Annotated in this window: 20 protein-coding genes and 1 pseudogene; 18 read left to right on the top strand and 3 right to left on the bottom strand. The window is 65.5% G+C overall.

Features of this window, described 5'->3' with window-relative positions; all coding sequences use genetic code 11:
- Positions 1-186: pseudogene (locus tag WBG82_RS14605) on the bottom strand (hypothetical protein); the annotation flags it as partial.
- A gap of 168 nt (positions 187-354) precedes the next feature.
- On the opposite strand from WBG82_RS14605, the gene WBG82_RS14600 reads away from it, so the two are divergent.
- The 3 genes from WBG82_RS14600 (at position 355) to WBG82_RS14590 (ending at position 4,901) form a co-directional block, all read left to right on the top strand.
- Positions 355-2,025 carry an electron transfer flavoprotein-ubiquinone oxidoreductase gene (locus tag WBG82_RS14600; protein WP_424425430.1) on the top strand — a complete coding sequence of 557 codons (1,671 nt, stop codon included), beginning with the start codon at positions 355-357 and terminating at the stop codon, positions 2,023-2,025.
- A gap of 221 nt (positions 2,026-2,246) precedes the next feature.
- Entirely contained in the window at positions 2,247-4,013 is a 1,767-nt protein-coding gene (locus tag WBG82_RS14595) for a tetratricopeptide repeat protein (RefSeq protein ID WP_424425428.1), read from the top strand.
- Between the two features lie 3 nt (positions 4,014-4,016).
- Positions 4,017-4,901, top strand: a complete 885-nt coding sequence (locus WBG82_RS14590) for a 4-(cytidine 5'-diphospho)-2-C-methyl-D-erythritol kinase (RefSeq protein ID WP_424425426.1) — start codon at positions 4,017-4,019, stop codon at positions 4,899-4,901.
- Positions 4,902-4,951: 50 nt separating this feature from the next.
- On the opposite strand, the gene WBG82_RS14585 is transcribed toward WBG82_RS14590, so the two are convergent.
- On the bottom strand, positions 4,952-5,971 hold the full coding sequence (locus tag WBG82_RS14585; protein ID WP_424425425.1) for a polyprenyl synthetase family protein: 1,020 nt from the start codon (positions 5,969-5,971) through the stop codon (positions 4,952-4,954).
- Between the two features lie 144 nt (positions 5,972-6,115).
- On the opposite strand from WBG82_RS14585, the gene WBG82_RS14580 reads away from it, so the two are divergent.
- The 4 genes from WBG82_RS14580 to WBG82_RS14565 are packed head-to-tail and all read left to right on the top strand — an operon-like array spanning position 6,116 to position 8,303.
- Complete coding sequence (locus WBG82_RS14580; protein WP_424425423.1) at positions 6,116-6,343, top strand: DUF2007 domain-containing protein; 228 nt, start codon at positions 6,116-6,118, stop codon at positions 6,341-6,343.
- Between the two features lie 2 nt (positions 6,344-6,345).
- Positions 6,346-7,158, top strand: coding sequence for a tRNA1(Val) (adenine(37)-N6)-methyltransferase (locus WBG82_RS14575; protein WP_424425421.1), 813 nt, complete (start codon positions 6,346-6,348; stop codon positions 7,156-7,158).
- A 14-nt stretch (positions 7,159-7,172) separates the two neighbouring features.
- The gene (locus tag WBG82_RS14570; RefSeq protein ID WP_424425432.1) at positions 7,173-8,063 is read left to right on the top strand and encodes a S49 family peptidase; all 891 of its coding nucleotides are present in this window, start codon (positions 7,173-7,175) and stop codon (positions 8,061-8,063) included.
- Positions 8,064-8,111: 48 nt separating this feature from the next.
- Positions 8,112-8,303: a hypothetical protein gene (locus WBG82_RS14565; protein WP_424425419.1), complete on the top strand. Its 192-nt coding sequence runs from the start codon at positions 8,112-8,114 to the stop codon at positions 8,301-8,303.
- Between the two features lie 13 nt (positions 8,304-8,316).
- On the opposite strand, the gene WBG82_RS14560 is transcribed toward WBG82_RS14565, so the two are convergent.
- Positions 8,317-9,846: a helicase HerA-like domain-containing protein gene (locus WBG82_RS14560; protein WP_424425417.1), complete on the bottom strand. Its 1,530-nt coding sequence runs from the start codon at positions 9,844-9,846 to the stop codon at positions 8,317-8,319.
- Positions 9,847-10,026: 180 nt separating this feature from the next.
- On the opposite strand from WBG82_RS14560, the gene WBG82_RS14555 reads away from it, so the two are divergent.
- The 11 genes from WBG82_RS14555 to WBG82_RS14505 form a co-directional block, all read left to right on the top strand.
- Positions 10,027-10,914: a glycine--tRNA ligase subunit alpha gene (locus tag WBG82_RS14555; protein WP_324297090.1), complete on the top strand. Its 888-nt coding sequence runs from the start codon at positions 10,027-10,029 to the stop codon at positions 10,912-10,914.
- Entirely contained in the window at positions 10,911-12,950 is a 2,040-nt protein-coding gene (gene glyS / locus WBG82_RS14550) for a glycine--tRNA ligase subunit beta (RefSeq protein WP_424425415.1), read from the top strand. Before WBG82_RS14555 ends, glyS begins: the two co-directional genes overlap by 4 nt.
- Positions 12,951-13,098: 148 nt before the next feature.
- Positions 13,099-15,786 (top strand): pyruvate, phosphate dikinase, encoded by a 2,688-nt coding sequence (ppdK, locus tag WBG82_RS14545; protein WP_424425413.1) that lies wholly within the window; start codon positions 13,099-13,101, stop codon positions 15,784-15,786.
- Between the two features lie 295 nt (positions 15,787-16,081).
- Positions 16,082-17,281, top strand: a complete 1,200-nt coding sequence (locus WBG82_RS14540; protein ID WP_023114164.1) for a tyrosine-type recombinase/integrase — start codon at positions 16,082-16,084, stop codon at positions 17,279-17,281.
- Entirely contained in the window at positions 17,278-18,342 is a 1,065-nt protein-coding gene (locus WBG82_RS14535) for a PDDEXK nuclease domain-containing protein (RefSeq protein ID WP_424425410.1), read from the top strand. The genes WBG82_RS14540 and WBG82_RS14535 overlap by 4 nt, the downstream gene beginning before the upstream one ends.
- A 352-nt stretch (positions 18,343-18,694) precedes the next feature.
- Positions 18,695-19,087, top strand: a complete 393-nt coding sequence (locus WBG82_RS14530) for a hypothetical protein (protein WP_023114166.1) — start codon at positions 18,695-18,697, stop codon at positions 19,085-19,087.
- 83 nt (positions 19,088-19,170) lie between these two features.
- Positions 19,171-19,428 (top strand): metal-sensing transcriptional repressor, encoded by a 258-nt coding sequence (locus tag WBG82_RS14525; protein ID WP_003111693.1) that lies wholly within the window; start codon positions 19,171-19,173, stop codon positions 19,426-19,428.
- A gap of 9 nt (positions 19,429-19,437) precedes the next feature.
- Positions 19,438-20,730 carry an MFS transporter gene (locus WBG82_RS14520; RefSeq protein WP_049097141.1) on the top strand — a complete coding sequence of 431 codons (1,293 nt, stop codon included), beginning with the start codon at positions 19,438-19,440 and terminating at the stop codon, positions 20,728-20,730.
- A gap of 280 nt (positions 20,731-21,010) precedes the next feature.
- The gene (locus tag WBG82_RS14515; protein WP_023114168.1) at positions 21,011-21,361 is read left to right on the top strand and encodes a DUF2958 domain-containing protein; all 351 of its coding nucleotides are present in this window, start codon (positions 21,011-21,013) and stop codon (positions 21,359-21,361) included.
- 65 nt (positions 21,362-21,426) lie between these two features.
- Positions 21,427-21,705 carry a hypothetical protein gene (locus WBG82_RS14510; protein ID WP_023114169.1) on the top strand — a complete coding sequence of 93 codons (279 nt, stop codon included), beginning with the start codon at positions 21,427-21,429 and terminating at the stop codon, positions 21,703-21,705.
- 710 nt (positions 21,706-22,415) lie between these two features.
- Positions 22,416-23,067: DUF932 domain-containing protein (locus tag WBG82_RS14505; RefSeq protein WP_424425405.1), on the top strand; the 652-nt coding region annotated here is incomplete at its 3' end.

Below are 23,067 nucleotides of genomic sequence, written 5' to 3'. Positions count from 1 at the left end.
GGCGAGCGGCGCGCGGCGGGGCGCGGGTGTTCCGGCTTCGCCCGACTCGGCCGCCACCCGCCGTTCGGCGCTTCCGGCTGGCTCGGCCGCGAGCTCATAGCGATTGACGGGCTCGTCGGCGAAGGCTTCGCCCGCGCCCGCCTCGACCTGGAAGGCGAGGAGCGCCAGCGCCTCTTCATATGTCAAAGTTTTGGCGGGTTCCCCCGAGGCGGACATGGGTTTCGTCGCTTCACTGGCACGGAATTGAACAAGGATGCTCCAGACTAGCACGGGGCGGCGTATTGTTGACCAATGGCAAGTGAAGCACCATAAAGTGCCCCCAACCAGAGAGCCTGCCCTTCGAGGAGAGGATTTATGAGCGACGCGACGCCCGAGCGCGAATTCATGGAATACGACGTGCTGATCGTCGGCGGCGGCCCGGCGGGTCTGTCCGCTGCGATTCGCCTGCGCCAGCTTGCCGCCGAGCAGGATTTCGATCTGTCGGTGTGTCTGATCGAGAAGGGCTCCGAAGTCGGTGCTCACATTCTCTCGGGCGCCGTCATCGATCCGATCGGCCTCAACAAGCTCATCCCGGACTGGAAGGAGCAGGGCGCGCCGCTCGACACGCCCGTGACTTCCGATCACTTCATCTACCTCGGCCCGGCCGGCAGCATCACCATTCCGAGCTTCCTCTACCCGCCGCTGATGAACAATCACGGCAACTATATCGGCAGCCTCGCCAATCTCTGCCGCTGGCTCGCCACCAAGGCCGAGGAACTCGGCGTCGAAATCTATCCGGGCTTTGCGGGTGCGGAAGTTCTCTACAATGAGGACGGCTCGGTGCGCGGCGTCGCGACCGGCGACATGGGCATCGGGAAGGACGGCCACCACAAGGACAGCTACACCCGCGGCATGGAGCTTCGCGCGAAGTACACGCTTTTCGCCGAAGGCGCGCGTGGCTCGCTGACCAAGGAGCTGATCCGCAAGTTCAAGCTCGACGAGGGCCGCGATCCGCAGAAGTTCGGCATCGGCCTCAAGGAAGTCTGGGAGATCGATCCCGCCAAGCACCAGAAGGGCAAGGTTCAGCACACGCTGGGCTGGCCGCTCAACGACCAGACCGGCGGCGGCTCCTTCCTCTATCACTTCGGCGAGAATCTCGTCTCGGTGGGCTTCGTCGTTCACCTGAACTACAAGAACCCCTACCTCTCGCCCTTCGACGAGTTCCAGCGCTTCAAGACCCATCCGGCGATCCGCGACACATTCGAGGGCGGCAAGCGCATCGCCTATGGCGCGCGCGCCATCACCGAAGGCGGCTTCCAGTCGGTGCCGAAGCTCGTGTTCCCGGGCGGCGCGCTCATCGGCTGTTCGGCGGGCTTCGTCAACGTGCCGCGCATCAAGGGCAGCCACAACGCCATGCTGACCGGCATGATGGGCGCGGAAGCGGCCTTCGAGGCCGTGAAGGCCGGCCGTCAGTCGGACGAGCTCAGTGCCTATGCCGACGCCTATATCGACAGCCCCGTCTACAAGGACCTGAAGCGCGTCCGCAACGTGAAGCCCTTCCTCTCGCGCTTCGGCACGATCATCGGCATGGGCTTCAGCTTCTTCGACATGTGGATGAACAATCTCGGCATCGGTCTGCCCTTCACGCTGAAGCATGGCAAGGCCGATCACGAGACGCTGAAGAAGGCGTCCGAGTGTAAGCCGATCGACTATCCCAAGCCCGATGGCAAGGTGTCCTTCGACAAGCTCTCCTCGGTCTTCATGTCCGCGACCAATCACGAGGAAGATCAGCCCGTCCACCTCAGGCTCAAGGACCCGGCAATCCCGATCGCCTACAATCTGCCGACCTTCGCCGAGCCGGCGCAGCGCTACTGCCCGGCGGGTGTCTATGAGGTTGTGCGGGATGCGGACGGCTCGAATCCGCGCTTCCAGATCAACGCGCAGAACTGCGTCCACTGCAAAACCTGCGACATCAAGGATCCGACGCAGAACATCAACTGGACCGTGCCGGAAGGTGGTGGCGGCCCGAATTACCCGAATATGTGAGCGCGCTGTCCGAAAGCGGCTCATATCCCTCAGCCTCCGGATAGGCTAAGCTCACAAGCCGCGATGGCCGGCGAGCCCCTCGAGCGCGATCTTCGCGGATCGCGCTCGAACTGTGTCCCGGGGAGGACGACGGCACCATTGCGCCTGCGGTCAATGAATTCTCCCGGCCTTCCGGCGATCGGCGGTCGTGTGTTCTAGAGGCAAGACGGTAGATGGCGTCGATGTCGATGGCTTCGGAGCGGCACCTGGGCACCTCTCGCTCGGGTGCGTCCCGCTGGGGTCTCGGCGCCCTGGCGCGCGGTCTGCTCGTCCTGCTGCAGGGATGCGCGGGCACCGGCCTTTTCGCCGACCGCCGCGCCGAGACGCCTTATGGCGACTATCTGGCCGCACGCTTCGCAGGATCGGTGCATGAGGGGAAGGCGGCGGAAAAATATTTCGACCGCACTCTGGCCGCCGATCCCGAAAATTCCGTCATCATCGAGCGCGCCTTCATGGTGGCGCTCAATTCCGGCGACATGGACCGCGCGGTCACGCTTGCCCGCCGTCTCGTCAAGCTCGCGCCGCGCCACCGCATGGCGCGCCTCGTGCTCTCCCTGAACGCGATCCGCAAATCCGACTACAGGGAGGCGCGGGCCGAGATCGGCAATGCCGAAACGGGAGCCTTCGTCGCTCTGGTGGGGGCGCTCACCAAGGCCTGGGCCGCGGCCGGCGAAGGCGACAAGGCGCTCGCACTCAACGAACTGAAGGCCTTCGAGGGCAAGCCCGCCTTCGATCTCTTCCGCGCCTATCACACGGCGCTCATTCTCGACATGCTCGGCGATGCCAAGGGCGCGGAGCAAAGCTACCGGCAGGCGATGGACACGAGCGGCGCGACCTCGATCCGCATCGTGCAGGCCTATGCGAGCTTTCTCGACCGTCAGGGCAGGGTGGACGAGGCCCGGGCCGCGCTCGACCAATATATCGCGATGGCGCCGGACCACCCCCTCGCCAAGGCGTCGCTCGCCGAGATCGCCTCGAACAAGACGATGAAGCCGCTCATCGGCAACGCCGCCGAAGGCGTCGCCGAGGCGCTTTACGGGCTTGGCAGCGCGCTGGCGCAGGACCGGGGCAACGAGCTTTCCGAACTCTATCTCCAGCTTGCGATCTGGATGCGGCCGGACTTCGATGTGGCGCGCACGCTGCTTGCCGATTTCTACGAGGAGCAGAAGCGCTGGGAGGATGCGATCGCCTCCTATGACGCGGTGGCGGCTTCCTCGCCGCTCTACCAGAATGCTCTCATCCAGAAGGCGCTCGATCTCAACCGGCTGGACAGGGACGCCGAAGCGATCGACGTGCTCAACAAGGCCGCCGACAGGTTCCCCTCGTCGATCGAGCCCGTCATCGCGCTGGGCGATGTCTATCGCGGCAAGGAGAAATATGCCGAGGCCGGCATCGAATATACGCGCGCCATTGCGCTCGCGGGCGCGCCGAAGCCCGCGCATTGGACGCTCTATTACGCGCGCGGCATCTGCAACGAGCGGCTCGGCCAATGGCCCGAGGCCGAACGCGATCTGAAGCTCGCGCTCAAGCTCTCCGACGATCATCCGCTCGTGCTCAACTATCTCGGTTATTCCTGGATCGAGCAGGGCGTGCATCTGACCGAAGCGCTCGCCATGATCGAGAAGGCGGTCGAGTTGCGGCCGACCGACGGCTTCATCGTCGACAGCCTCGGCTGGGCGCATTACCGCCTCGGCGATTACAAGCAGGCGACGGAATATCTGGAGCGCGCAGTGGAGCTCGAGCCCGGCGATCCGACGATCAACGAGCATCTGGGCGATGCGATGTGGAAGGTGGGCCGCAAGATCGAGGCGCGGTTCCAGTGGAGCCATGCGCTTGAAATGAAGCCCGAGAAGGACCGCATTCCCCTTCTGAAGAAGAAGCTCGAATTCGGTCTCGATACGGCGGAGGCGGACCACAAGCGCTACGCCCCCTTGCCGCCCGGCTCCTGAGCCTTGGCTGCCGCGAAGCCTCTCGAAGAACGGGCGCGGGCGAAGGTCAATCTTTCGCTCAAGGTCCTCGGCCGCCGCGCCGACGGCTATCACGAATTGCAGAGCCTCGTCGTCTTCGCGGAGGCGGGAGACCGCCTGACCCTCGAACCGGCTGACGAGATTACGCTCGGCCTCACCGGCCCCTTCGCGCCGTCGCTTGCCGGGGAGGAGGACAATCTCGTGCTCCGCGCCGCGCGCCTGCTGCGCGAGCGGGTCGGCGGCAGCGCGGGCGCGCGCATGACGCTCGAGAAGAACCTGCCCGTGGCCTCCGGCATCGGCGGGGGCTCGGCCGATGCGGCAGCGGCGCTGCGCGGCCTTGCGCGCCTCTGGCATGCAGATTTGGACGAGCCTTCGATTTCCTCGCTCGCGCTCTGTCTCGGCGCCGACATTCCCGTATGCATCGAGCCGCGACCCGCTCTCATGTGGGGCGTCGGCGAATTCATCCTCCGCCTGGGCGCGCTGCCGCGCTTCTGGTTCGTGCTGGTCAATCCGGGCGTCGCCCTTTCGACCGCCGCCGTCTTCAGGGCGTTGGAGGCCGGGCCCTTCACGGAAATGACCGCGGCGCCCGAACTCCCGCCCATGCCCACGCTCGATGCGCTGGTCGGCTGGCTCGAGGAGAACGGAAACGATCTCGAAGCCCCGGCCATGAGGCTCGCCCCCGCGATCGGCCTCGTTCTTGCGGCGCTAAGGGCCAGCCCCGGCTGCCGCCTCGCCCGCATGTCGGGCTCGGGCGCCACCTGCTTCGGCATCTTCGCGGAGGAACCGGAGGCGCGCGCCGCCGCTGCGGAGATTTCCCGCGCGCATCCGAAATGGTGGGTGGTGCCGAGCCCTGCCGCGCCTGGCCCTTGAGCGCTTCGCCGCCCGTGCGGGCCAGGGCTCAGCATGGGCTCAGGACGGGCTCAATAGGTCCGGCTGATGCAGAAATCGACGAGATCGATCAGCGCCTGCCGGTAGGGATCGTCCGGGAAGATCGCCAGCGCATCCTTGGCGATGGAGCCATAATGGCGCGCGCGGGCGATGGTGTCCTCGATCGCGCCGTGCTTCGTCATCAGGTCCTTCGCGTGGTCGAGATCGCCCTCGCGCCGGTCGCCCTGTGTGAGCGTGCGTTCCCAGAAGGCGCGCTCCTCCGTGCCGCCGCGCCGGAAGGCGAGCACCACGGGCAGGGTGATTTTTCCCTCGCGGAAATCGTCGCCGACATTCTTGCCGAGAGAGGCCGCGCGGCCGCCATAATCGAGCGCGTCATCGACGAGCTGGAAGGCGATTCCGAGATTGCGGCCATAGGATTCGAGAGCGGCGGCTTCGCCCGCGCTCCTGTCGGCGATGACGGCACCAACCTCGGTCGCGGCGGCGAAAAGCGCCGCCGTCTTGGCGGCGATCACACGCATATAGGCGTCTTCGGTGGTGCCGGTATCCTTGGCGGCGGCGAGTTGCATCACCTCGCCCTCGGCGATGATCGAGGCGGCATTGGCGATGATTTCGAGCGCGCGGAGCGAGCGCGTCTCGACCATGAGCCGAAAGGCGCGGCCGAGCAGGAAGTCGCCCACGAGCACGCTCGCCTGATTGCCCCAGACCATGCGGGCCGTCTTCTGGCCGCGGCGGAGGTCGCTTTCGTCGACCACATCGTCATGGAGGAGTGTGGCCGTGTGCAGGAACTCGACGCTCGCCGCGAGCTTGATGTGATCTCCGCCCGTATAGCCGCAAAGCCGCGAGGCGGCGATGGTGAGCATGGGGCGAAGCCGCTTGCCGCCCGAATTGATGAGGTGGCTTGCAAGTTCAGGGATCATGGGAACGTCCGAACTCATCCGTTCACGGATGAATTCGTTCACGTCCTCCATGTCGTCGCGGACCAGGGCCTGCAACTGAGCGACGGCGTTCTGACTGCGCCCCCGTTCGTCCTCCAGCGGGACAACGACTCCCAATTTTCGCTCCTGAAAATACAATCTGGAAATGTGTTAGTCTGGACCGCAGCATAAGAGGGCTCATCCCGTGCGGCAAGTGTGGCGGCAATGCCGCTCTCGCGTATGTAATGGGCCCGGCAATGGCTTGCGAGGCCTCGAAAGGCGATGAAAGAACTAACCCGGACGAATGACATCGTGCTGCTGTCCTATCTCGAGCATCGCCTGCGCGAGGCGGGGATAGAGGCGCTCACTCTCGACACTCACACGAGCATCGTGGAGGGCTCGCTCGGGATATTGCCGCGTCGTATCATGGTGGGCGACGACGATCTCGGCGAGGCGGAGCGCATCCTCGACGATGTGCGGCGGCTGTCGCGGAGCGGGCAGGAGACATGATCGTGCAGGCAGGCGAAAATCACGCAGAGGCTGCGGCGCAGGTATCTTTCGACGCATCATGCACCGATGACGGTTTTCTGGGCGGGCGCCTGCGTCTCCTCCAGCCGGCGAAGGGCTATCGCGCCGGCATTGATGCGGTGCTGCTCGCGGCCTCCATTCCCCTGCGGGCGGGCGAGCGCGCGCTGGAGGCGGGCTCGGGCGTCGGCGTCGCGTCGCTTTGTCTTGGCTCGCGCGTGCCCGACGCTGAAATCACCGGGCTCGAGCTTCAGCACGATCTCGTGCGCATGGCGCGGGAAAACGCCCGGCGCAACGATCTCGCGCCCCGCATCTCATTCCTCGAAGGCGATATCGGTGCCCCCGTGCGCGATCTTGCCGCACTCGGGCTCGAACCGCAGAGCTGGCATCACGTCTTCGCGAACCCGCCCTTTTACCATCCCGACGCGACGGCAATTCCGCCAGACCGGGGCAAGGCGCAGGCACATGTGACGCTGGGCTCGAACCTCGTCGACTGGGTGCGCTTCGCCTGCGTGATGGCGCGCCCCAAGGGCACCGTGACTTTCATCCACCGGGCGGATGCGCTGGCGGGGCTTCTTTCGGCGCTTGAGGGCCATGTGGGCGGGATCGAGATATTTCCGCTCTGGCCGGCGGCGGGCAAGCCCGCCTCGCGCGTCATCGTGCGGGGCGTCAGGGGCTCGCGGGCGCCGCTGAGCCTGCGTGCGGGCCTCGTGCTGCACGGCAGGGATGGCCGCTTCACCGAACGCGCCGAGGCGGTCCTGCGCGACGGCGCGGGCCTTCTGCTCGACCAGCCCGATTGAAAGAAACGATGCCGATGAAGGACCTCATTGCCCGCTTTCTTCCCGCTTCCCTGCGCCAGCGCTTCGCGCCGGACTGGCAGCCCCGCGCGAGCGTCGCCGTGCTGAGGCTCAACGGCCCGATCGGCATGGCGATGCCGCTCAGGGGCGGCATCGACTTTGCGTCCGTCATCGGCCCGCTCGAGGCGGCCTTCGGCATGCGCGGGGTGAAGGCGGTCGCCCTCGTCATCAATTCGCCGGGCGGCTCGCCGGTGCAGTCATCCCTCATCTACAAGCGCATCCGGGCGCTCGCGCAGGAAAAGGAGCTTCCCGTCTATGCGTTCGCCGAGGATGTCGCCGCTTCCGGCGGCTATATGCTCGCCTGCGCGGCCGACGAGATCTATGCCGATGAAAGCTCGATCATCGGTTCGATCGGGGTCGTCTCGGCGGGCTTCGGCTTTGCGGGGCTCATCGAGAAGCTCGGCATCGAGCGCCGCGTGCATACGGCCGGCGAGAGCAAGGCGATGCTCGACCCCTTCAGGCCCGAAAAGCCCGAAGATGTGCTGCGCCTCGAGGCGCTTCAGCGCGACGTGCATGACAATTTCAAGGCGCTTGTGCGCCGCAGCCGGGGCGGCAGGCTCATCGAACCCGCCGACGGGCTCTTTACGGGAGAATTCTGGGCCGGGCAGGCCGCGCTCGATCGCGGACTGATCGACGGGCTCGGCGATCTCAGGACGATCATGCGGCAGAAATTCGGCGATCGCGTGCGGTTGAAGCTCGTCGGCGGCCGAAAGCCCTTCTGGCAGCGACGGATCGGCTTTGCCGCGCGCGTTGAAGCGCAGGGAACGGCCGGATTGGGCGAGGGTTTTGCCCGCGGCCTCGTCGCCGCCATCGAAGCCCGTTCCCTTTGGAGCCGATTTGGACTTTAATGGAATTTGGCGCCCTGTCTGAGCGCGCCCCGAATGAGGATGAAGACGATGAGCAGACTCGTCTTTGCCGCCGCTTTGCTGGTGGCCTTCTATACGGCCTATAGGGCGATCCTGCGCGCCGCCGAACGGCAGCGCGAGGCGATGGTGCGCGCGCGTGCGAAAACCAGCATGGAGCCGCGCGACCTCGGCTCGCTGCGCGAGATCGAGCGCGGCGTCTACGTGCCCGAAGACCAGCGCTGAGCCGCCCGGCGCTTCAGCGCCTCGTCATGCCGCCGAGAATGGACCGGAAGATCGCCCGGCCGATCTGAGTGCCGATGGATCGGGCCGCCGAAGTGGCGACGCTGGTCACGATCCTTTCCGTCTCCGAGCGCGTCTGCCGTGTCCGCGCGGGCTCGGCGCGCTCGCGCGATGGCGCGGGCGGGTTCGCGGGCGCCGGCTGACCCCAGGGTCCGCTGCGGGGAACGGACCCGCTGGCCCCGGCTTCACGCTGGGGCGGCGCGCCTTCTCCGGCTCGCCTCTGAAGCATCTCATAGGCCGACTCGCGGTCGATCATCCGGTCGTAGCGTCCGCGCACCGGGCTTGCGGCCATGATCGCCTGGCGCTCCTGATCGCTTGCCGGGCCGACGCGGCCCCCGGGCGGGGCGATCAGCGTCCGTTCGACCATGGTCGGCACGCCCTTCGCGTCGAGCGTGGAGACGAGCGCCTCGCCGACGCCAAGCGAAAGAATCGCTTCTTCCGTCCTGAAGGCCGGATTCTGGCGGAAGGTTTCGGCCGCCGCCCGCACCGCTTTCTGGTCGCGCGGCGTGAAGGCGCGAAGCGCGTGCTGGATGCGGTTGCCGAGTTGCGCCAGCACCTTTTCGGGAATGTCGAGCGGGTTCTGCGTTACGAAATAGACGCCGACGCCCTTGGAACGGATGAGCCTGACAACGCGCTCCACGGCCTCGATGAGCGCCTTGGGCGCGCCGTCGAAGAGGAGGTGGGCCTCATCGAAAAAGAAGACGAGCTTCGGCTTGTCGAGATCGCCAACTTCGGGCAGTTCCTCGAAAAGCTCCGACAGAAGCCAGAGCAGGAAGGTCGCGTAGAGGCGCGGATTGTCCATCAGCCGATTGGCGGCGAGGATACTGACCACGCCGCGCCCGTCGCGGTCCGTCCGCATGAGATCGGCGATCTCGAGCGCGGGCTCGCCGAAGAAGTTTTCGCCTCTCTGATTTTCCAGCACCAGAAGCTGGCGCTGAATGGCGCCCACCGATTGCGCCGAGACATTGCCGTAGCGTGCGCCGAGCGAGGCCGTGTTCTCGGCCACGAAGGCGAGCATGGCCCGGAGATCCTTGAGATCGAGAAGCAGCAGGCCCTGCTCGTCGGCGACGCGGAAGGCGATGTTGAGCACGCCTTCCTGCGTCTCGTTGAGATCGAGCAGGCGGGCGAGGAGGAGCGGCCCCATTTCGGAGATTGTCGCGCGCACCGGGTGGCCCTGTTCGCCGAGCACGTCCCAGAAGATGGTCGGGAACCGGTCGGGCACATATTCGACGCCGATCTCCCGAGCGCGCCTGAGGAAGGGCTCCTTGCCGTCGCCGGGCTGGCTGAGGCCCGACAGGTCGCCCTTGATGTCGGCGGCAAAGACCGGCACGCCGGCATTGGAAAACCCCTCGGCCAGCACCTGAAGGGTCACCGTCTTGCCGGTGCCGGTCGCGCCGGTGACGAGGCCGTGCCGGTTGGCGAGCCTCAGAAGGAGGGTCTCGGCCCCGGTAGCGCTCTTTCCGATCAGAATTTCAGTCTCGGCCACCGGAAAACCTCTCCATCCTGCCTCGAGACTGCGCGTGCGGCGCTGGGCCGGATTATAAGGGATGGCGCGCCTGCCCGTCACGAAGGGCGCTTTGCTTGACCCTTGAGCCTCCCAGCCGCTAGTTTGCGCGCGCCCGGGGCCCTCAGGCCCCGCCTGATTCCGCAAGAAGCCCGGCATGTGATGACCGCGAAGCGCGACCGCTCATTCCAGTCCCTCATCCTGACGCTCCAGCAATACTGGGCCAGGCAGGGCTGCGTCATTCTTCAGCCCTATGACATGTCGATGGGGGCGGGCACCTTCCATCCCGCGACGACGCTCCGGGCGCTGGGGCCGAAGCCCTGGAAGGCGGCCTATGTTCAGCCCTCGCGCCGGCCGACCGACGGGCGCTACGGCGAAAACCCGAACCGCTTTCAGCACTACTACCAGTTCCAGGTGATCCTGAAGCCGAGCCCGGACAATATCCAGCAGCTCTATCTCGACAGCCTCTGCGAACTGGGCATCGACCCCGCCAATCACGACATCCGCTTCGTCGAGGACGACTGGGAGAGCCCGACGCTGGGCGCCTGGGGGCTCGGCTGGGAAGTCTGGTGCGATGGCATGGAAGTCTCGCAGTTCACCTATTTCCAGCAGGTCGGCGGCTTCGACTGCTCGCCCGTCTCCGGTGAACTCACCTACGGGCTCGAGCGCCTCGCCATGTATATCCAGGGCGTCGACAACGGCTTCGAGCTCGATTTCAACGGTGCCGATGGCGAGGACCGCGTGACCTATGGCGAGGTCTTCCATCAGGCGGAAGTCGAATTCTCCGCCCACAACTTCGAATATGCGAACACGGAGATGCTGTTCCGCCATTTCGAGGATGCGGAAAAGGAATGCCAGTCGCTGCTCGACAAGGGGCTGGCGCTGCCCGCCTATGACCAGTGCATCAAGGCGAGCCACAATTTCAACCTGCTCGATGCGCGCGGCGTGATCTCGGTCACCGAGCGGCAGGCCTATATCGGCCGCGTCCGCGCGCTCGCCAAGGGCTGCGCCGAAGCCTGGCTGAAGTCGCCGGCCGGGGGTGCGGCATGAGCGAGCTTCTTCTCGAACTCTTCTCGGAGGAAATTCCCGCCCGCATGCAGAAGCGCGCGAGCGAGGATCTTGCGCGTCTCGTCGCCGATGCGCTGAAGGCGGCGGGCGTCGAGGCAAAGGCCACGCGCGCCTTCGCGACACCGCGCCGCCTTGCACTCGTCATGGAGGGCCTGCCGGAAAAGACGCCCGACGTGAAGGAAGAGCGCAAGGGGCCGAAGGTCGGCGCGCCGGAACAGGCGATCCAGGGTTTTCTCCGCGCCGCTGGCCTTGCCTCCATCGACGAGGCGACGGTGCAGGAGGACAAGAAGGGCGCCTTCTATGTCGCGGTCAACGAGAAGAAGGGTCGCCCGACCGCCGAGCTTCTGGCCGAGATCGTGCCGGAAGCCGTGCGCGCCTTTCCCTGGCCGAAGTCGATGCGCTGGGGTGCGGGCACGCTTCGCTGGGTGCGTCCGCTGCATTCGATCGTCTGCCTCCTTGGCGGCAAGGTCGTGCCCTTCGAGATCGACGGCATCGCCTCGGGCGATGTGACGCGCGGCCATCGCTTCATGGGGCCGGAAGAATTCGCGGTGAGGGATTTCGCCGACTATGTGGCGAAGCTCGAGGCGCACAAGGTCATTCTCGATCCGGCCGAGCGCGCGCAGGCGATCCATGAAGGCGCGCGCAGGCTCGCGGAGGAGGCGGGGCTGAAGCTCGTCGAGGATGAGGGCCTGCTTGCCGAGGTCGCGGGCCTCGTCGAATGGCCGGTGCCGCTCATCGGCCGCATCGACGATGAGTTCATGTCCGTGCCGCAGGAAGTGCTGACGAGCACCATGCGCGCCAACCAGAAATATTTTGCACTCAAGGAGGCGAATGGCCGCCTCGCGTCGCGCTTCGTCGTCGTCGCCAATCTCGTCGCGGAAGATGGCGGAAAGGCGATCGTGAACGGCAATGAGCGCGTGCTGCGCGCCCGCTTCTCCGATGCGCGCTTCCTCTGGGATCAGGACCGCAAGCACACGCTTGAAAGCCGCCTGCCGAAGCTCGAGGAAGTCGTCTTCCATGCGAAGCTCGGCACCGTGCGGGAAAAGGCCGAGCGCATCGCCAAGCTCGCGCGCGAGCTTGCCGCCGTCATCCCGGGCGTCGATCCGAACAAGGCGGAGCTTGCGGGCCGTCTCGCCAAGGCCGATCTCGTCTCCGGCATGGTCTTCGAGTTCCCCGAATTGCAGGGCCTGATGGGGGCCTATTATGCGAAGGCCGACGGCCTGGGCGACGAGATCGCCGATGCCATCGCCGAGCATTATTCGCCGCTCGGCCCTTCGGACGATGTGCCCGCCTCGGCGCTCGGCAAGATCGTCGCGCTCGCCGACAAGATTGACACGCTGACGGGCTTCTGGGCGATCGACGAAAAGCCAACCGGCTCGAAGGACCCCTTCGCGCTTCGCCGCGCGGCGCTGGGCGTCATTCGCATCGTGCTCGAAAGCGGCATTCGCGTCGATCTGCTTCGCCTTTTCGGCGCGAGCGGGCAGGATCTCCTCGCCTTCTTCGCCGACCGCCTGAAGGTCTATCTGCGCGATCGCGGCGCGCGACACGATCTCGTGGACGCGGTCTTCGCGCTCAATCAGCTTGGTCAGCCGCAGGACGATCTCGTCCTCATCGTGAAGCGCGTGGAGGCACTGTCCGATTTCCTGGGCAGCGAGGATGGAAAGAATCTCCTCGCCGGCTACAAGCGCGCGGTCAACATTCTCAATATCGAGGAGAAGAAGGACAAGGCGAGCTATGGCGGCGAGCCCGATCCGGCGCTTTTCCGCCAGGACGAAGAGCGCGCGCTCTTCGACCGCATCGAGGAGGCCCGCGCCGAGGCCACGCATGCGATTGGCCGCGAGGATTTCGCCGCCGCCATGACGGCGCTCGCGCGGCTACGCGCGCCGGTCGATGCCTTCTTCGACAAGGTGACCGTGAATGCGGATGAAAAGGACGTGCGCGAAAACAGGCTGCGGCTCCTCTCGCTGATCCGCGCCGCGCTGCACGAGGTCGCTGATTTTTCCAAGGTCGAGGGATAAGCTCCCTCGCGCTCAAGATTTGCCTTCATGCTCCGCCTCATGCGGGGCAGCCACGTCTTTCCAGCCAATAATGGCGAAGGGGGGCGTGGATGGCCCGAAAGAACCGGGCCATGAGGGGCAAGTGACGGCCAACCAGAGGCGTAAGCGAATGGCGGAACAGAAGTGGGTCTATTCCTTCGGTGACGGCAAGGCGGAAGGCGCCGCGTCGATGCGCAATCTTCTCGGCGGCAAGGGCGCGAACCTCGCCGAGATGTCCAATCTCGGCCTGCCCGTGCCGCCGGGCTTTACGATCACCACCAAAGTCTGCACCGCCTTCTATGCGAACGACCGTCAGTACCCGGCCGAACTCGCAAGCCAGGTCGAGGTCGCACTTGCCGCTGTGGGCCAGTCGGTCGGCGCGAGCTTCGGCGATGCGCGGAACCCGCTTCTCGTTTCCGTGCGTTCCGGCGCCCGCGCCTCCATGCCCGGCATGATGGACACGGTGCTCAATCTCGGCCTCAACGACACGACCGTCGAGGGGCTCGCGCTGCGCTCGGGCGACAAGCGCTTCGCCTATGACAGCTACCGGCGGTTCATCCAGATGTATTCCGACGTGGTGCTCGGCGTCGATCACCACAATTTCGAGGAGATCCTCGAATATTACAAGGAAGAGCACGAATTCAATCTGGATACGGAGCTTACCGCCGAGGACTGGCTGAGGGTCATCGCGCTCTACAAGGAGCGCATCGAGGAAGAGCTTGGAAAGCCCTTTCCGCAGGATGTGAACGAGCAGCTCTGGGGCGCCATCGGCGCCGTGTTCGGCTCCTGGCGCAATGCGCGCGCCGAGACCTATCGCCGCCTTCACAATATTCCCGAAGGCTGGGGCACCGCGGTCAATGTGCAGGCCATGGTCTTCGGCAATATGGGCGAGACGAGCGCGACGGGCGTTGCCTTCACGCGCAATCCCTCGACGGGCGAACATGCCATCTATGGCGAGTTTCTGGTCAATGCGCAGGGCGAGGACGTGGTGGCTGGCATCCGCACGCCCCAGTCGTTGACGAAGAAGGCGCGGCTCGAGGCGAGCGATCGCAAGCCCTCGATGGAAGAGGCGATGCCGGAAGTCTTCGCCCAGCTCACGGCCGTCTTCGACCGCCTCGAGAAGCACTATCGCGACATGCAGGATGTCGAGTTCACGGTGCAGAACGGCAAGCTCTGGATGCTTCAGACGCGCTCGGGCAAGCGCACGGCGCGGGCGGCGCTGAAGATCGCGATCGACATGGCGCGGGAAGGGCTGATCGACGAGAAGACGGCGGTGACGCGCGTCGACCCGGCCGCGCTGGACCAGCTTCTTCATCCCACGCTCGACCCCGATGCGGAGCGCGACATCATCGCGACCGGCCTTCCGGCATCGCCCGGCGCTGCGTCCGGCGAGGTCGTCTTCTCCTCAGACGAGGCGGCGTCGGCGCGAGCCGAGGGGCGGCGCGTCATTCTCGTTCGTATCGAGACGAGCCCGGAAGACATTCACGGCATGCATTCGGCCGTCGCCATTCTCACCACGCGCGGCGGCATGACGAGCCACGCGGCGGTCGTCGCGCGCGGCATGGGCCGGCCTTGCGTATCGGGCGTCGGCTCCATCCGTATCGACTACAAGGCCGAGCAATTCACCGTGATGGGCGTCACGGTGAAGAAGGGTGACATCATCACCGTGGACGGCTCGACCGGGCATGTCATCAGGGGTGAGGTGCCGATGCTCCAGCCGGAGCTTTCAGGCGATTTCGCGACGCTCATGGGCTGGGCCGACACTTATCGCCGCATGAAGGTGCGTACCAACGCCGAAACGCCCGTCGACGCGATGACGGCGCGCAAGTTCGGCGCCGAGGGGATCGGCCTTTGCCGCACCGAGCACATGTTCTTCGACGAGACCCGCATCGTGGCCGTCCGCCAGATGATCCTCGCCGATGACGAGAAGGGACGCCGCGCGCCGCTGCAGAAGATCCTGCCGATGCAGCGCGATGATTTCCGCCAGCTCTTCGTCATCATGAAGGGGCTGCCGGTCACGATCCGCCTTCTCGATCCGCCGCTTCACGAGTTCCTGCCGAAGACGCCGGAAGAGATCGCGCAGGTCTCCGAAACGACCGGCATGCCGGCCGACAGGCTCGCCCGGCGTGTGCAGGAGCTTCACGAGTTCAACCCCATGCTCGGCCATCGCGGCTGCCGCCTCGGGATCACCTATCCCGAAATCTACGAGATGCAGGCGCGCGCCATTTTCGAGGCCGCCATCGAGGCCGCCAACGAGACGGGCGAGGCCGTCATCCCGGAAGTCATGATCCCGCTCGTCGCCATGAAGGGCGAGTTCGATCTGCTGAAGGAGAAGATCGTCGCGGTCGCGGGCGCCGTCGAAAAGGAAAAGGGCGCCAGCCTCGAATACCAGATCGGCACCATGATCGAGCTGCCTCGCGCCGCCCTCATGGCCCGGGAGATCGCCAAGTCGGCCGAGTTTTTCTCCTTCGGCACCAATGACTTGACCCAGACCACCTATGGCATCAGCCGGGACGACGCCGCGAGCTTCATGAACGACTACATGGCCAAGAAGCTCATCTCCCAAGACCCCTTCGTCTCTCTCGATCCCGATGGCGTGGGCGAACTGGTGAGCATCGCCGCGGAGCGCGGCCGCGAGGCCCGGCCCGGCATCAAGCTCGGCATTTGCGGCGAGCATGGCGGCGACCCGGCGTCCATCGCCTTCTGCGAGGGGGTGGGCCTCAACTATGTGTCCTGCTCGCCCTACAGGGTGCCGATCGCCCGCCTTGCCGCCGCTCAGGCGGCGCTGGCGGTCGCGGCCAATGCAGGCCACGACTGAGGCCCGCGCGGGCCGGCTCCGACGCTCCGTTTGGGGGCGCCGTTTTGGGGCGCCGTTTTGGGGCGTCGGGGCGGTTAATCTTAACCATGTGAAAAGGGGGCTTCGGCCCCCTTTTTTTGTTTCACGATGACTCCAGCCCGGTAGTTCGCTGGACTGCGCCGTAGCTAGATACAGCAGGTTTATCAATAACTTACGCGCGTCCATCATATGCCGGTGCTTTCTGAAACTTGACCCGGTTTTCCCTCGCGCCGCTCCTATCTGGCTCCTGGAATCCGGGTTGTTCCGAGGAGTCATCATGGCAAAGATCAAGCTCACCAAGACCGCCGTGGAGTCGGCCCAACCCCAGGCCAAGGATGTTGAACTGCGAGATACCGTGGTGCCCGGCTTCCTGTGCAAGATTACCCCGACCGGCCGCCGGGTGTTCATGCTCCAGTACCGCACGAACTCCGGCCAGCCCCGCAAGCCCTCGCTGGGGCTGTACGGGGAGCTGACCGTCGAACAGGCACGAGTCAAGGCACAGGACTGGCTGGCCGAGGTTCGCCGGGGCGGCGACCCCGGCGGCGCCAAGGCCGAGGCGCGCAAGGCGCCCACGATGGCCGAGTTGTGCAAGAAGTTCATGGAGGACTACTCCAAGAAGCGCAACAAGCCCAGCACGCAGGACGGCTATCAGGGCGTCATAGACCGCAACATCATCCCGCTGCTGGGCCGCAAGAAGGTGCATGACGTGAAGCGGCCCGACATTGCCGGGCTGATGGAGAAACTGGCCTACAAGCCGACCGAGGCGAACAAGACCTTCGGCGTGCTGCGCAAGATGTTCAACCTGGCCGAAGTGTGGGGCTACCGCCCGGACGGCACGAACCCGTGCCGCCACGTCCCCATGTACCCGCCGGGCAAGGAAACCCGGCTCATCGTGGACGAGGAAATGGTGCGGATCTTCCGCCAGTTGGAGAAGCTGGAGGCGGAGGGGCTGGAGAACTACGTCATCCCGCTGGCGATCCGGCTGCAATTCGAGTTCGCCGCCCGGCGCTCCGAAATCTGCCCGCTCGAATGGAGCTGGCTGGACTTCGAGAACCGGCGCGTGGTGTGGCCCGACAGCAAGGTCGGCGGCATTTCCAAGCCCATGAGCGAGGAAGCCTATCGGCTGCTTTCGACGGCGCCGCGCCGGGAGGGCTGCCCCTACGTCCTGCCATCGCCGAACGACCCGGCCAAGCACCTGACCTTTGGCGAGCACTATGGCGGCTGGTGCCGGGTGCTCAAGGCCGCCGGCGTCCCGCACGTCGGCACGCACGGCATCCGCCATCGCTCGACCACCGACATTGCCAATTCGGGCGTGCCGACCAAAGTGGGCATGAAGCTGACGGGCCACAAGACCGTGGCGATGTTCATGCACTACGTCCACACCGAGGACAAGCCGGTGCGCGATGCGGCCGAGCTGGTGGCCAGCCGCCGCCAAGCCATCACGGGTGCGCGCCAGCTTGCGGAGGCGGCGGCATGAACACGCGCCGGTCATCCGCAGCATCGTCCGCAGCGCCTTCGGCGCTGCTGGGCGACATTCGGGCACTGATCGAGGCGGCGCGCCAGCGCGCCGCCACGACGGTGAATAGCGAGCTGACGATGCTCTACTGGCGCATCGGCCAGCGCATCCGCACGCACGTCTTGGACGGACGCCGGGGCGCCTACGGCAAGGAAGTCCTGCCCACCCTGGCGGCGCAGTTGGTGAAGGAGTACGGCGGCAGTTTTGCCGAGCAGAACCTGCGCCGCATGGTGCAGTTCGCGGCCACCTTCCCCGACGAGCAGATTCTCGTATCACTGATACGAGAATTGAGCTGGACGCACTTCATCGCCCTGATCCCGCTGAAAGACCCGCTCCAGCGGGACTATTACGCGCAGATGGCGAGCGCCGAACGCTGGAGCGTCCGGACGCTGCGCGAGCGCATCGACTCGATGCTGTACGAGCGCACGGCGCTGTCTCAAAAGCCGGGCGAGACGATCGCGCACGAGCTGGCGACGATGCGCGATGCGCAGCGCATGTCGCCCGCCCTGGTCATGCGCGACCCGTACATCCTCGACTTCCTGGGGCTGCGGGACACTTGGCAGGAAGGCGACTTGGAGGCGGCGATCATCCGCGAAATGGAGTCGTTCTTGTTGGAGCTGGGCGCGGGTTTCAGCTTCGTGGCCCGGCAGAAGCGCATCCAGATCGACGGCGAGGATTTCCACCTCGACCTGCTGTTTTACAACCGCAAGCTGCGGCGGCTGGTGGCAGTGGAGTTGAAGGTCGGCGAGTTCAAGGCAGCTTTCAAGGGACAGATGGAGCTTTATCTTCGCTGGCTGGACAAGCACGAACGGGAGCCGGAGGAAGCCTCGCCGCTGGGGATCATCCTTTGCACCGGCAAGAAGCGCGAGCAGATCGAATTGCTGGAGTTGGACAAGTCGGGCATCCACGTCGCCGAGTACCTGACCGCCTTGCCGCCGAGGGGCGTGCTGGTGGAGCGGCTGCAACAAGCAACGCAACGGGCGCAGTTGCAGATCGAGCAGCGCAAGACCGACAACGAATAGTCCTGTCCCAAGCAGTCGGGCGTCCCGGCGTACCGCCGTCGCGCTGTCGTGCTGCGCATCGAGCCTCGCTGCGCGAGTCTCGCCCCTGTCGGGCTTCCATCACTGACGCCTCCGGCCCGGCTCGCTGATCCGCGCCTGCGCGCTTCGCTTGCCAAAAACCCGCGTGCGTGGGGTGGTGTGAGGGGGCGGTCTTGCTGTGTCCCTTCACCGTATCACGGCGTTCTCGCCGTGCAAGGGCTGCGCGCGCCTTGCGCGCTTGCGTCCTGGCGGCCGTCTGCGACCCCTGACTGCTGCGCTGCGCCGTGAGGGCGACGGTTCCGGGCAATTCCGCCCTTGCAACCGGAGAACCGTCATGAACGACAAATCACACGTTTCCCTCGAACAGCACGTTTGCTTGGTCTGCGGCACGGCGTTCGACACCGGCGCGATCCTGCTGGACAAGCGCCTGCGCGCGAGCATGGAGCGCCACACGGCGACCGGCTGGGGCCTGTGCCCCGAGCATCAGAAGCTGGCCGACGATGGCTTTGTCGCGCTGGTCGAATGCGATCCGCAGCGCAGCGGGTCGCAGGCTGGCGGGCGCATGAAGCCCGAGCAGGCATACCGGACGGGCCGGCTGGCCCATCTGCGGCGCACGGTGTTCGCGCAGGTGTTCAACGTGCCGATCGCGGACGAGCAGGCTTGCGTGTTCGTTGAGCCTGGCGTGATCGAGCAGTTGCAGTCGATGACAGCGCCGGCGGCGGGCTGATTGCGTCGTGCGGCCTTCGGTGCGTCGCTCCTTCGCGGGCGGCGCACTTTTTCATATCCCCCCAGGGGGGATACAATTGCCACATGAACGCGACACACAAGCACTCAACCCATCCCGATCTCGTGAAGCGGCTGAAACGCGCCGATGGTCATCTTCGGCACGTCATAGGGATGATCGAAAGTGGCGAATCCTGTCTCGACATCGCCCGCCAGCTCGCGGCGGTGGAAAGCGCGGTGACGGCCGCAAAGCGCGTCCTGATCCACGACCACATCGACCATTGCCTGGCCCATGACGAAGACTCCGTTTTGACCGAAATGAAGGCACTGACCAAACTGCTCTGAGGCCCGCCGATGCTCTCCGTCCTGAAGAACCGTACCTATCGTCACCTGTTCGCCGCTCAGGTGATTGCGCTTGTCGGCACCGGCCTGATGACGGTGGCCCTTGGCCTGCTTGCCTACGATCTGGCCGGGGCGAATGCCGGCGCGGTACTCGGGACGGCACTCGCAATCAAGATGCTGGCCTATGTCGGAGTCGCCCCGGTCGCGCAGGCGTTCGCCGACCGGCTGCCGCGACGGTCGTTGCTCGTTGCCCTTGACCTAGTACGAGCATCCGTTGCGCTCTGCCTGCCCTTTGTCAGCGAAATCTGGCAAATCTATCTGCTGATCTTCGTCTTGCAGGCGGCGTCCGCAGGCTTCACGCCGACCTTTCAAGCCACTATCCCGGACATCCTTCCCGACGAAGACGAGTACACGAAAGCACTGTCGCTTTCCCGGCTGGCCTACGATTTGGAAAGCCTGATTTCCCCGATGCTGGCCGCCGCGCTACTGACGGTCATCAGCTTCCACAACCTGTTTGCCGGAACGGTTCTCGGCTTCCTCGTGTCAGCCGCGCTTGTGGTCAGCGTGAGGCTTCCCACAACCGTTCCCGGCCCGTGTCGTGGCATATGGGATCGTACTACGCGGGGCACGCGCATTTACCTCGCCACGCCGCGCCTTCGGGGTCTGCTGGCGATCAGCCTCGCTGTGGCAGCAGCGGGGTCAATGGTGATCGTGAACACGGTGGTCATCGTGAAGGCACGCTTTGGCCTGGGCGAATCCGAGGTAGCGTGGGCGCTGGCGGCCTTCGGAGGCGGGTCGATGGTTGCGGCCTTCGCGCTGCCTCGCCTGCTCGACAAGATTGCTGATCGACCTGTCATGATTGCGGGAGCGACGATGCTGGTTGTGGGAACGGCAGCCGGGGCAATGATTCCGACCTATGCCGTTCTGGTGGTGATCTGGTTGGTGGTCGGCTTCGGCTACAGCGTGGCGCAAACACCTTCCGGCCGGCTGTTGCGCCGCTCCGCTCATCCCGAGGATCGCCCCGCGGTCTTTGCCGCGCAATTCGCCCTGTCCCATGCGTGTTGGCTCATTTGCTATCCCTTGGCCGGTCGCTTCGGCGCTGCCTTTGGGCTGCAATCGACCTTCATCATCATGTCGCTGATTGGTCTTGTCGGAGTGGGACTGGCGCTGTGGCTCTGGCCCGCTAGTGATTCTTCCGACATCGCCCACGATCATCTACCGCCAGATCATCCTCACTTGCGCGAACAAGCAGACCGAGGCGGGCACCGTCATCCCATGATCGTTGACGATCTGCACCGGGACTGAGCGCGCATTTAAGAACTGCCCGCCTTTCACATCGCTGATGCCTCCGGCCCGGATTGCTATTCGGGCCTGCGCGCTTCGCTTGCCAAAAACCGCGTGCGTGGAGGTGCGAGGGAGGCGGTCTTGCTGTCCCCTTCATCGTGCCACGGCGTTCTCGCCGTCAAGGGCTGCGCGCCGATGGCGCTTGCGTCCTGGCGGTCGTCGTTGACCCCTGACTGCTTGCGCTGCGCCGTGCCTCGGAAGGAGCGGGCAATTCCGCCCGGCAACCTTTCAGGAGTTCACCATGAACAACGCACTCATCACTGACGAGCAGCGCATCGTGCTGCTGGCCAACGGCCGCGAATCCTTGGAGAACCCGGACTTCGATCCGGCACCCGTCGTCAAGCTGTTCACGCCGGATGCCGGCGCGACCTGGCTGCTGACCGAGATTGATCCCGATGACCACGACCACGCCTTTGGTCTTTGCGACCTGGGCCTGGGGATGCCGGAAATCGGCTGGGTCAGCCTGGGCGAGCTGGCGACCGTGCGCGGCAGGCTGGGCCTGCCGATCGAGCGCGACCTGTCTTTCCGCGCCGAGAAGCGGTTGAGCGCCTACGCGCGCGATGCCCGGTTGGTCGGGCGTGTCGTCGTCTGAACCAGCCCTTGGAGCGCCGCAAGGCGCTCCTTGCGCTTTCCCAACCTTCGCAGGAGATCAATGCCATGAGCAGCCATCACGACTACATCATCGAAATCACGGCGCAACACGATGCGCTCAAGCCGTTCGCGCCGGAGAACGGTCAGCCCTTGCGCTTCAAGATCGGCGACGCGGTGATCTACACCAACGAGTTTGGCGCGCAGTTCCGGCGCCGCGTCACCGGGTTCTACCAGCCTACCGAGCCTTCGGGGCTGTATGCGCGTGGCAGGCGCTACTACCTGAACTCGACTTCGCCTTGGATGCCGGTTGCGGAATCCAGCCTGCGTCCTGACGACTCGGCGTGATGCCTAAGTGCCCCTGACGGGGCGCTGCGCGCTGCGCTTGCCTCCAGGGGAAAGCCCTGCGGGCTATCCCCGCCGCGCGGAGCTTGGCGCCCCTCAAAGGCCGCCGAACCGGCTGCGCCGGATCGGCCAGACCGCAGCAGCCGCTGTCGAACCTGTTTCCCGATGACTGGCGCATGAGCTTGTACATCGAGCCTTGGAGTCCGTGCGTCCCCGGCCAAGAAACATGGCCGGTCGCGCTGTCGTGCGCGTAGCGCATCGAGCCGCCTGCGGCGTCTCGCCCCTGACGGGCTTCCATCGTTCCCTCGCTCCGCTCGGCTGACGCCTCCGGCCCGGATTCCTAGATCCGGGCCTGCGCGCTTCGCTTGCCGTGCTGTCGGCGTGCTGAGGGGCCGTTGCCATGTCCAACCGTCTCCCCTGACTTCATCACCTTCACCGCGACTGTAGCCCGCGGCCGTGTGCCGTCAAGGCGCGCAGGGCCGTGTCCTCGGCTGCGCCTGCGGGCCGCACCAACCCTGCGCTTGCCTCCTTGACGGCCCCCGTCCGCGCGCTCTGACCGTCGCGGGCGATGAACTCAGGAAAGACGGTGGCAACAGGGCCAACCGGGTTCCTCGTGCCGACCGCACCGAACCGCCGAAAGGCTGGGCTTCCGAATCTAGGAATCCGGTGTGCGGTGAACAGCAACCCCTTTTTTCTTTGTCAGGAGAAATGCCATGCAACTCGCATCCCGCTTCGCTTCCCGTTCCCCGGTGCTGCGTTCGGAACGTCCCTTGTCCGACGACCAAATCCGGGCCGTGGCCCCGTCCATCTTTGCGGAGGCACCGCACGAAAGCCGCTCCGAGCGGTACAGCTACATCCCCACCGCGACCGTACTGCAAGAACTGCGCGGGGAAGGCTTCGAGCCTTTCATGGTGACGCAAACCCGCGTGCGCCACGACGACCGTCGCGACTACACCAAGCACATGATCCGGCTGCGCCACGCCAGCCAGATCAACGGCCGCGAGGCCAACGAAATCATCCTGCTGAACTCCCATGACGGCACCAGCAGCTATCAGATGCTGGCCGGAATGTTTCGTTTCGTCTGCAGCAATGGCCTTGTCTGCGGCGACACCGTGGCGGACGTGCGCGTGCCCCACAAGGGCGACGTAGCCGGGCACGTCATCGAAGGCGCTTACGAAGTCCTGCACGGTTTCGACCGGGCGCAGGAATCCCGCGATGCCATGCGCGCCATCACGCTCGACGCCGGGGAATCGGAAGTGTTCGCCCGCGCTGCGCTGGCGTTGAAGTACGACGAGGACAGGCCCGCGCCCATCACGGAATCGCAAATCCTGATGCCGCGCCGCCATGACGACGACCGCCGCGACC

It is taken from the genome of Parvibaculum sp. (assembly GCF_049671045.1).
Lineage (GTDB): Bacteria > Pseudomonadota > Alphaproteobacteria > Parvibaculales > Parvibaculaceae > Parvibaculum.
The sequence above is the reverse complement of the archived record's forward strand: the minus strand, read 5'-3'. Positions and strand labels throughout refer to the sequence as shown.

What these genes read in the sequence shown, in the direction of transcription:
- WBG82_RS14600 (WP_424425430.1), top strand. Translation starts at nt 355, where the DNA reads ATGAGCGACGCGACGCCCGAGCGCGAATTCATGGAATACGACGTGCTG.
- WBG82_RS14595 (WP_424425428.1), top strand. Translation starts at nt 2,247, where the DNA reads ATGTCGATGGCTTCGGAGCGGCACCTGGGCACCTCTCGCTCGGGTGCG.
- WBG82_RS14580 (WP_424425423.1), top strand. Translation starts at nt 6,116, where the DNA reads ATGAAAGAACTAACCCGGACGAATGACATCGTGCTGCTGTCCTATCTC.
- WBG82_RS14570 (WP_424425432.1), top strand. Translation starts at nt 7,173, where the DNA reads ATGAAGGACCTCATTGCCCGCTTTCTTCCCGCTTCCCTGCGCCAGCGC.
- WBG82_RS14565 (WP_424425419.1), top strand. Translation starts at nt 8,112, where the DNA reads ATGAGCAGACTCGTCTTTGCCGCCGCTTTGCTGGTGGCCTTCTATACG.
- WBG82_RS14555 (WP_324297090.1), top strand. Translation starts at nt 10,027, where the DNA reads ATGACCGCGAAGCGCGACCGCTCATTCCAGTCCCTCATCCTGACGCTC.
- glyS (WP_424425415.1), top strand. Translation starts at nt 10,911, where the DNA reads ATGAGCGAGCTTCTTCTCGAACTCTTCTCGGAGGAAATTCCCGCCCGC.
- ppdK (WP_424425413.1), top strand. Translation starts at nt 13,099, where the DNA reads ATGGCGGAACAGAAGTGGGTCTATTCCTTCGGTGACGGCAAGGCGGAA.
- WBG82_RS14540 (WP_023114164.1), top strand. Translation starts at nt 16,082, where the DNA reads ATGGCAAAGATCAAGCTCACCAAGACCGCCGTGGAGTCGGCCCAACCC.
- WBG82_RS14535 (WP_424425410.1), top strand. Translation starts at nt 17,278, where the DNA reads ATGAACACGCGCCGGTCATCCGCAGCATCGTCCGCAGCGCCTTCGGCG.
- WBG82_RS14530 (WP_023114166.1), top strand. Translation starts at nt 18,695, where the DNA reads ATGAACGACAAATCACACGTTTCCCTCGAACAGCACGTTTGCTTGGTC.
- WBG82_RS14525 (WP_003111693.1), top strand. Translation starts at nt 19,171, where the DNA reads ATGAACGCGACACACAAGCACTCAACCCATCCCGATCTCGTGAAGCGG.
- WBG82_RS14520 (WP_049097141.1), top strand. Translation starts at nt 19,438, where the DNA reads ATGCTCTCCGTCCTGAAGAACCGTACCTATCGTCACCTGTTCGCCGCT.
- WBG82_RS14515 (WP_023114168.1), top strand. Translation starts at nt 21,011, where the DNA reads ATGAACAACGCACTCATCACTGACGAGCAGCGCATCGTGCTGCTGGCC.
- WBG82_RS14510 (WP_023114169.1), top strand. Translation starts at nt 21,427, where the DNA reads ATGAGCAGCCATCACGACTACATCATCGAAATCACGGCGCAACACGAT.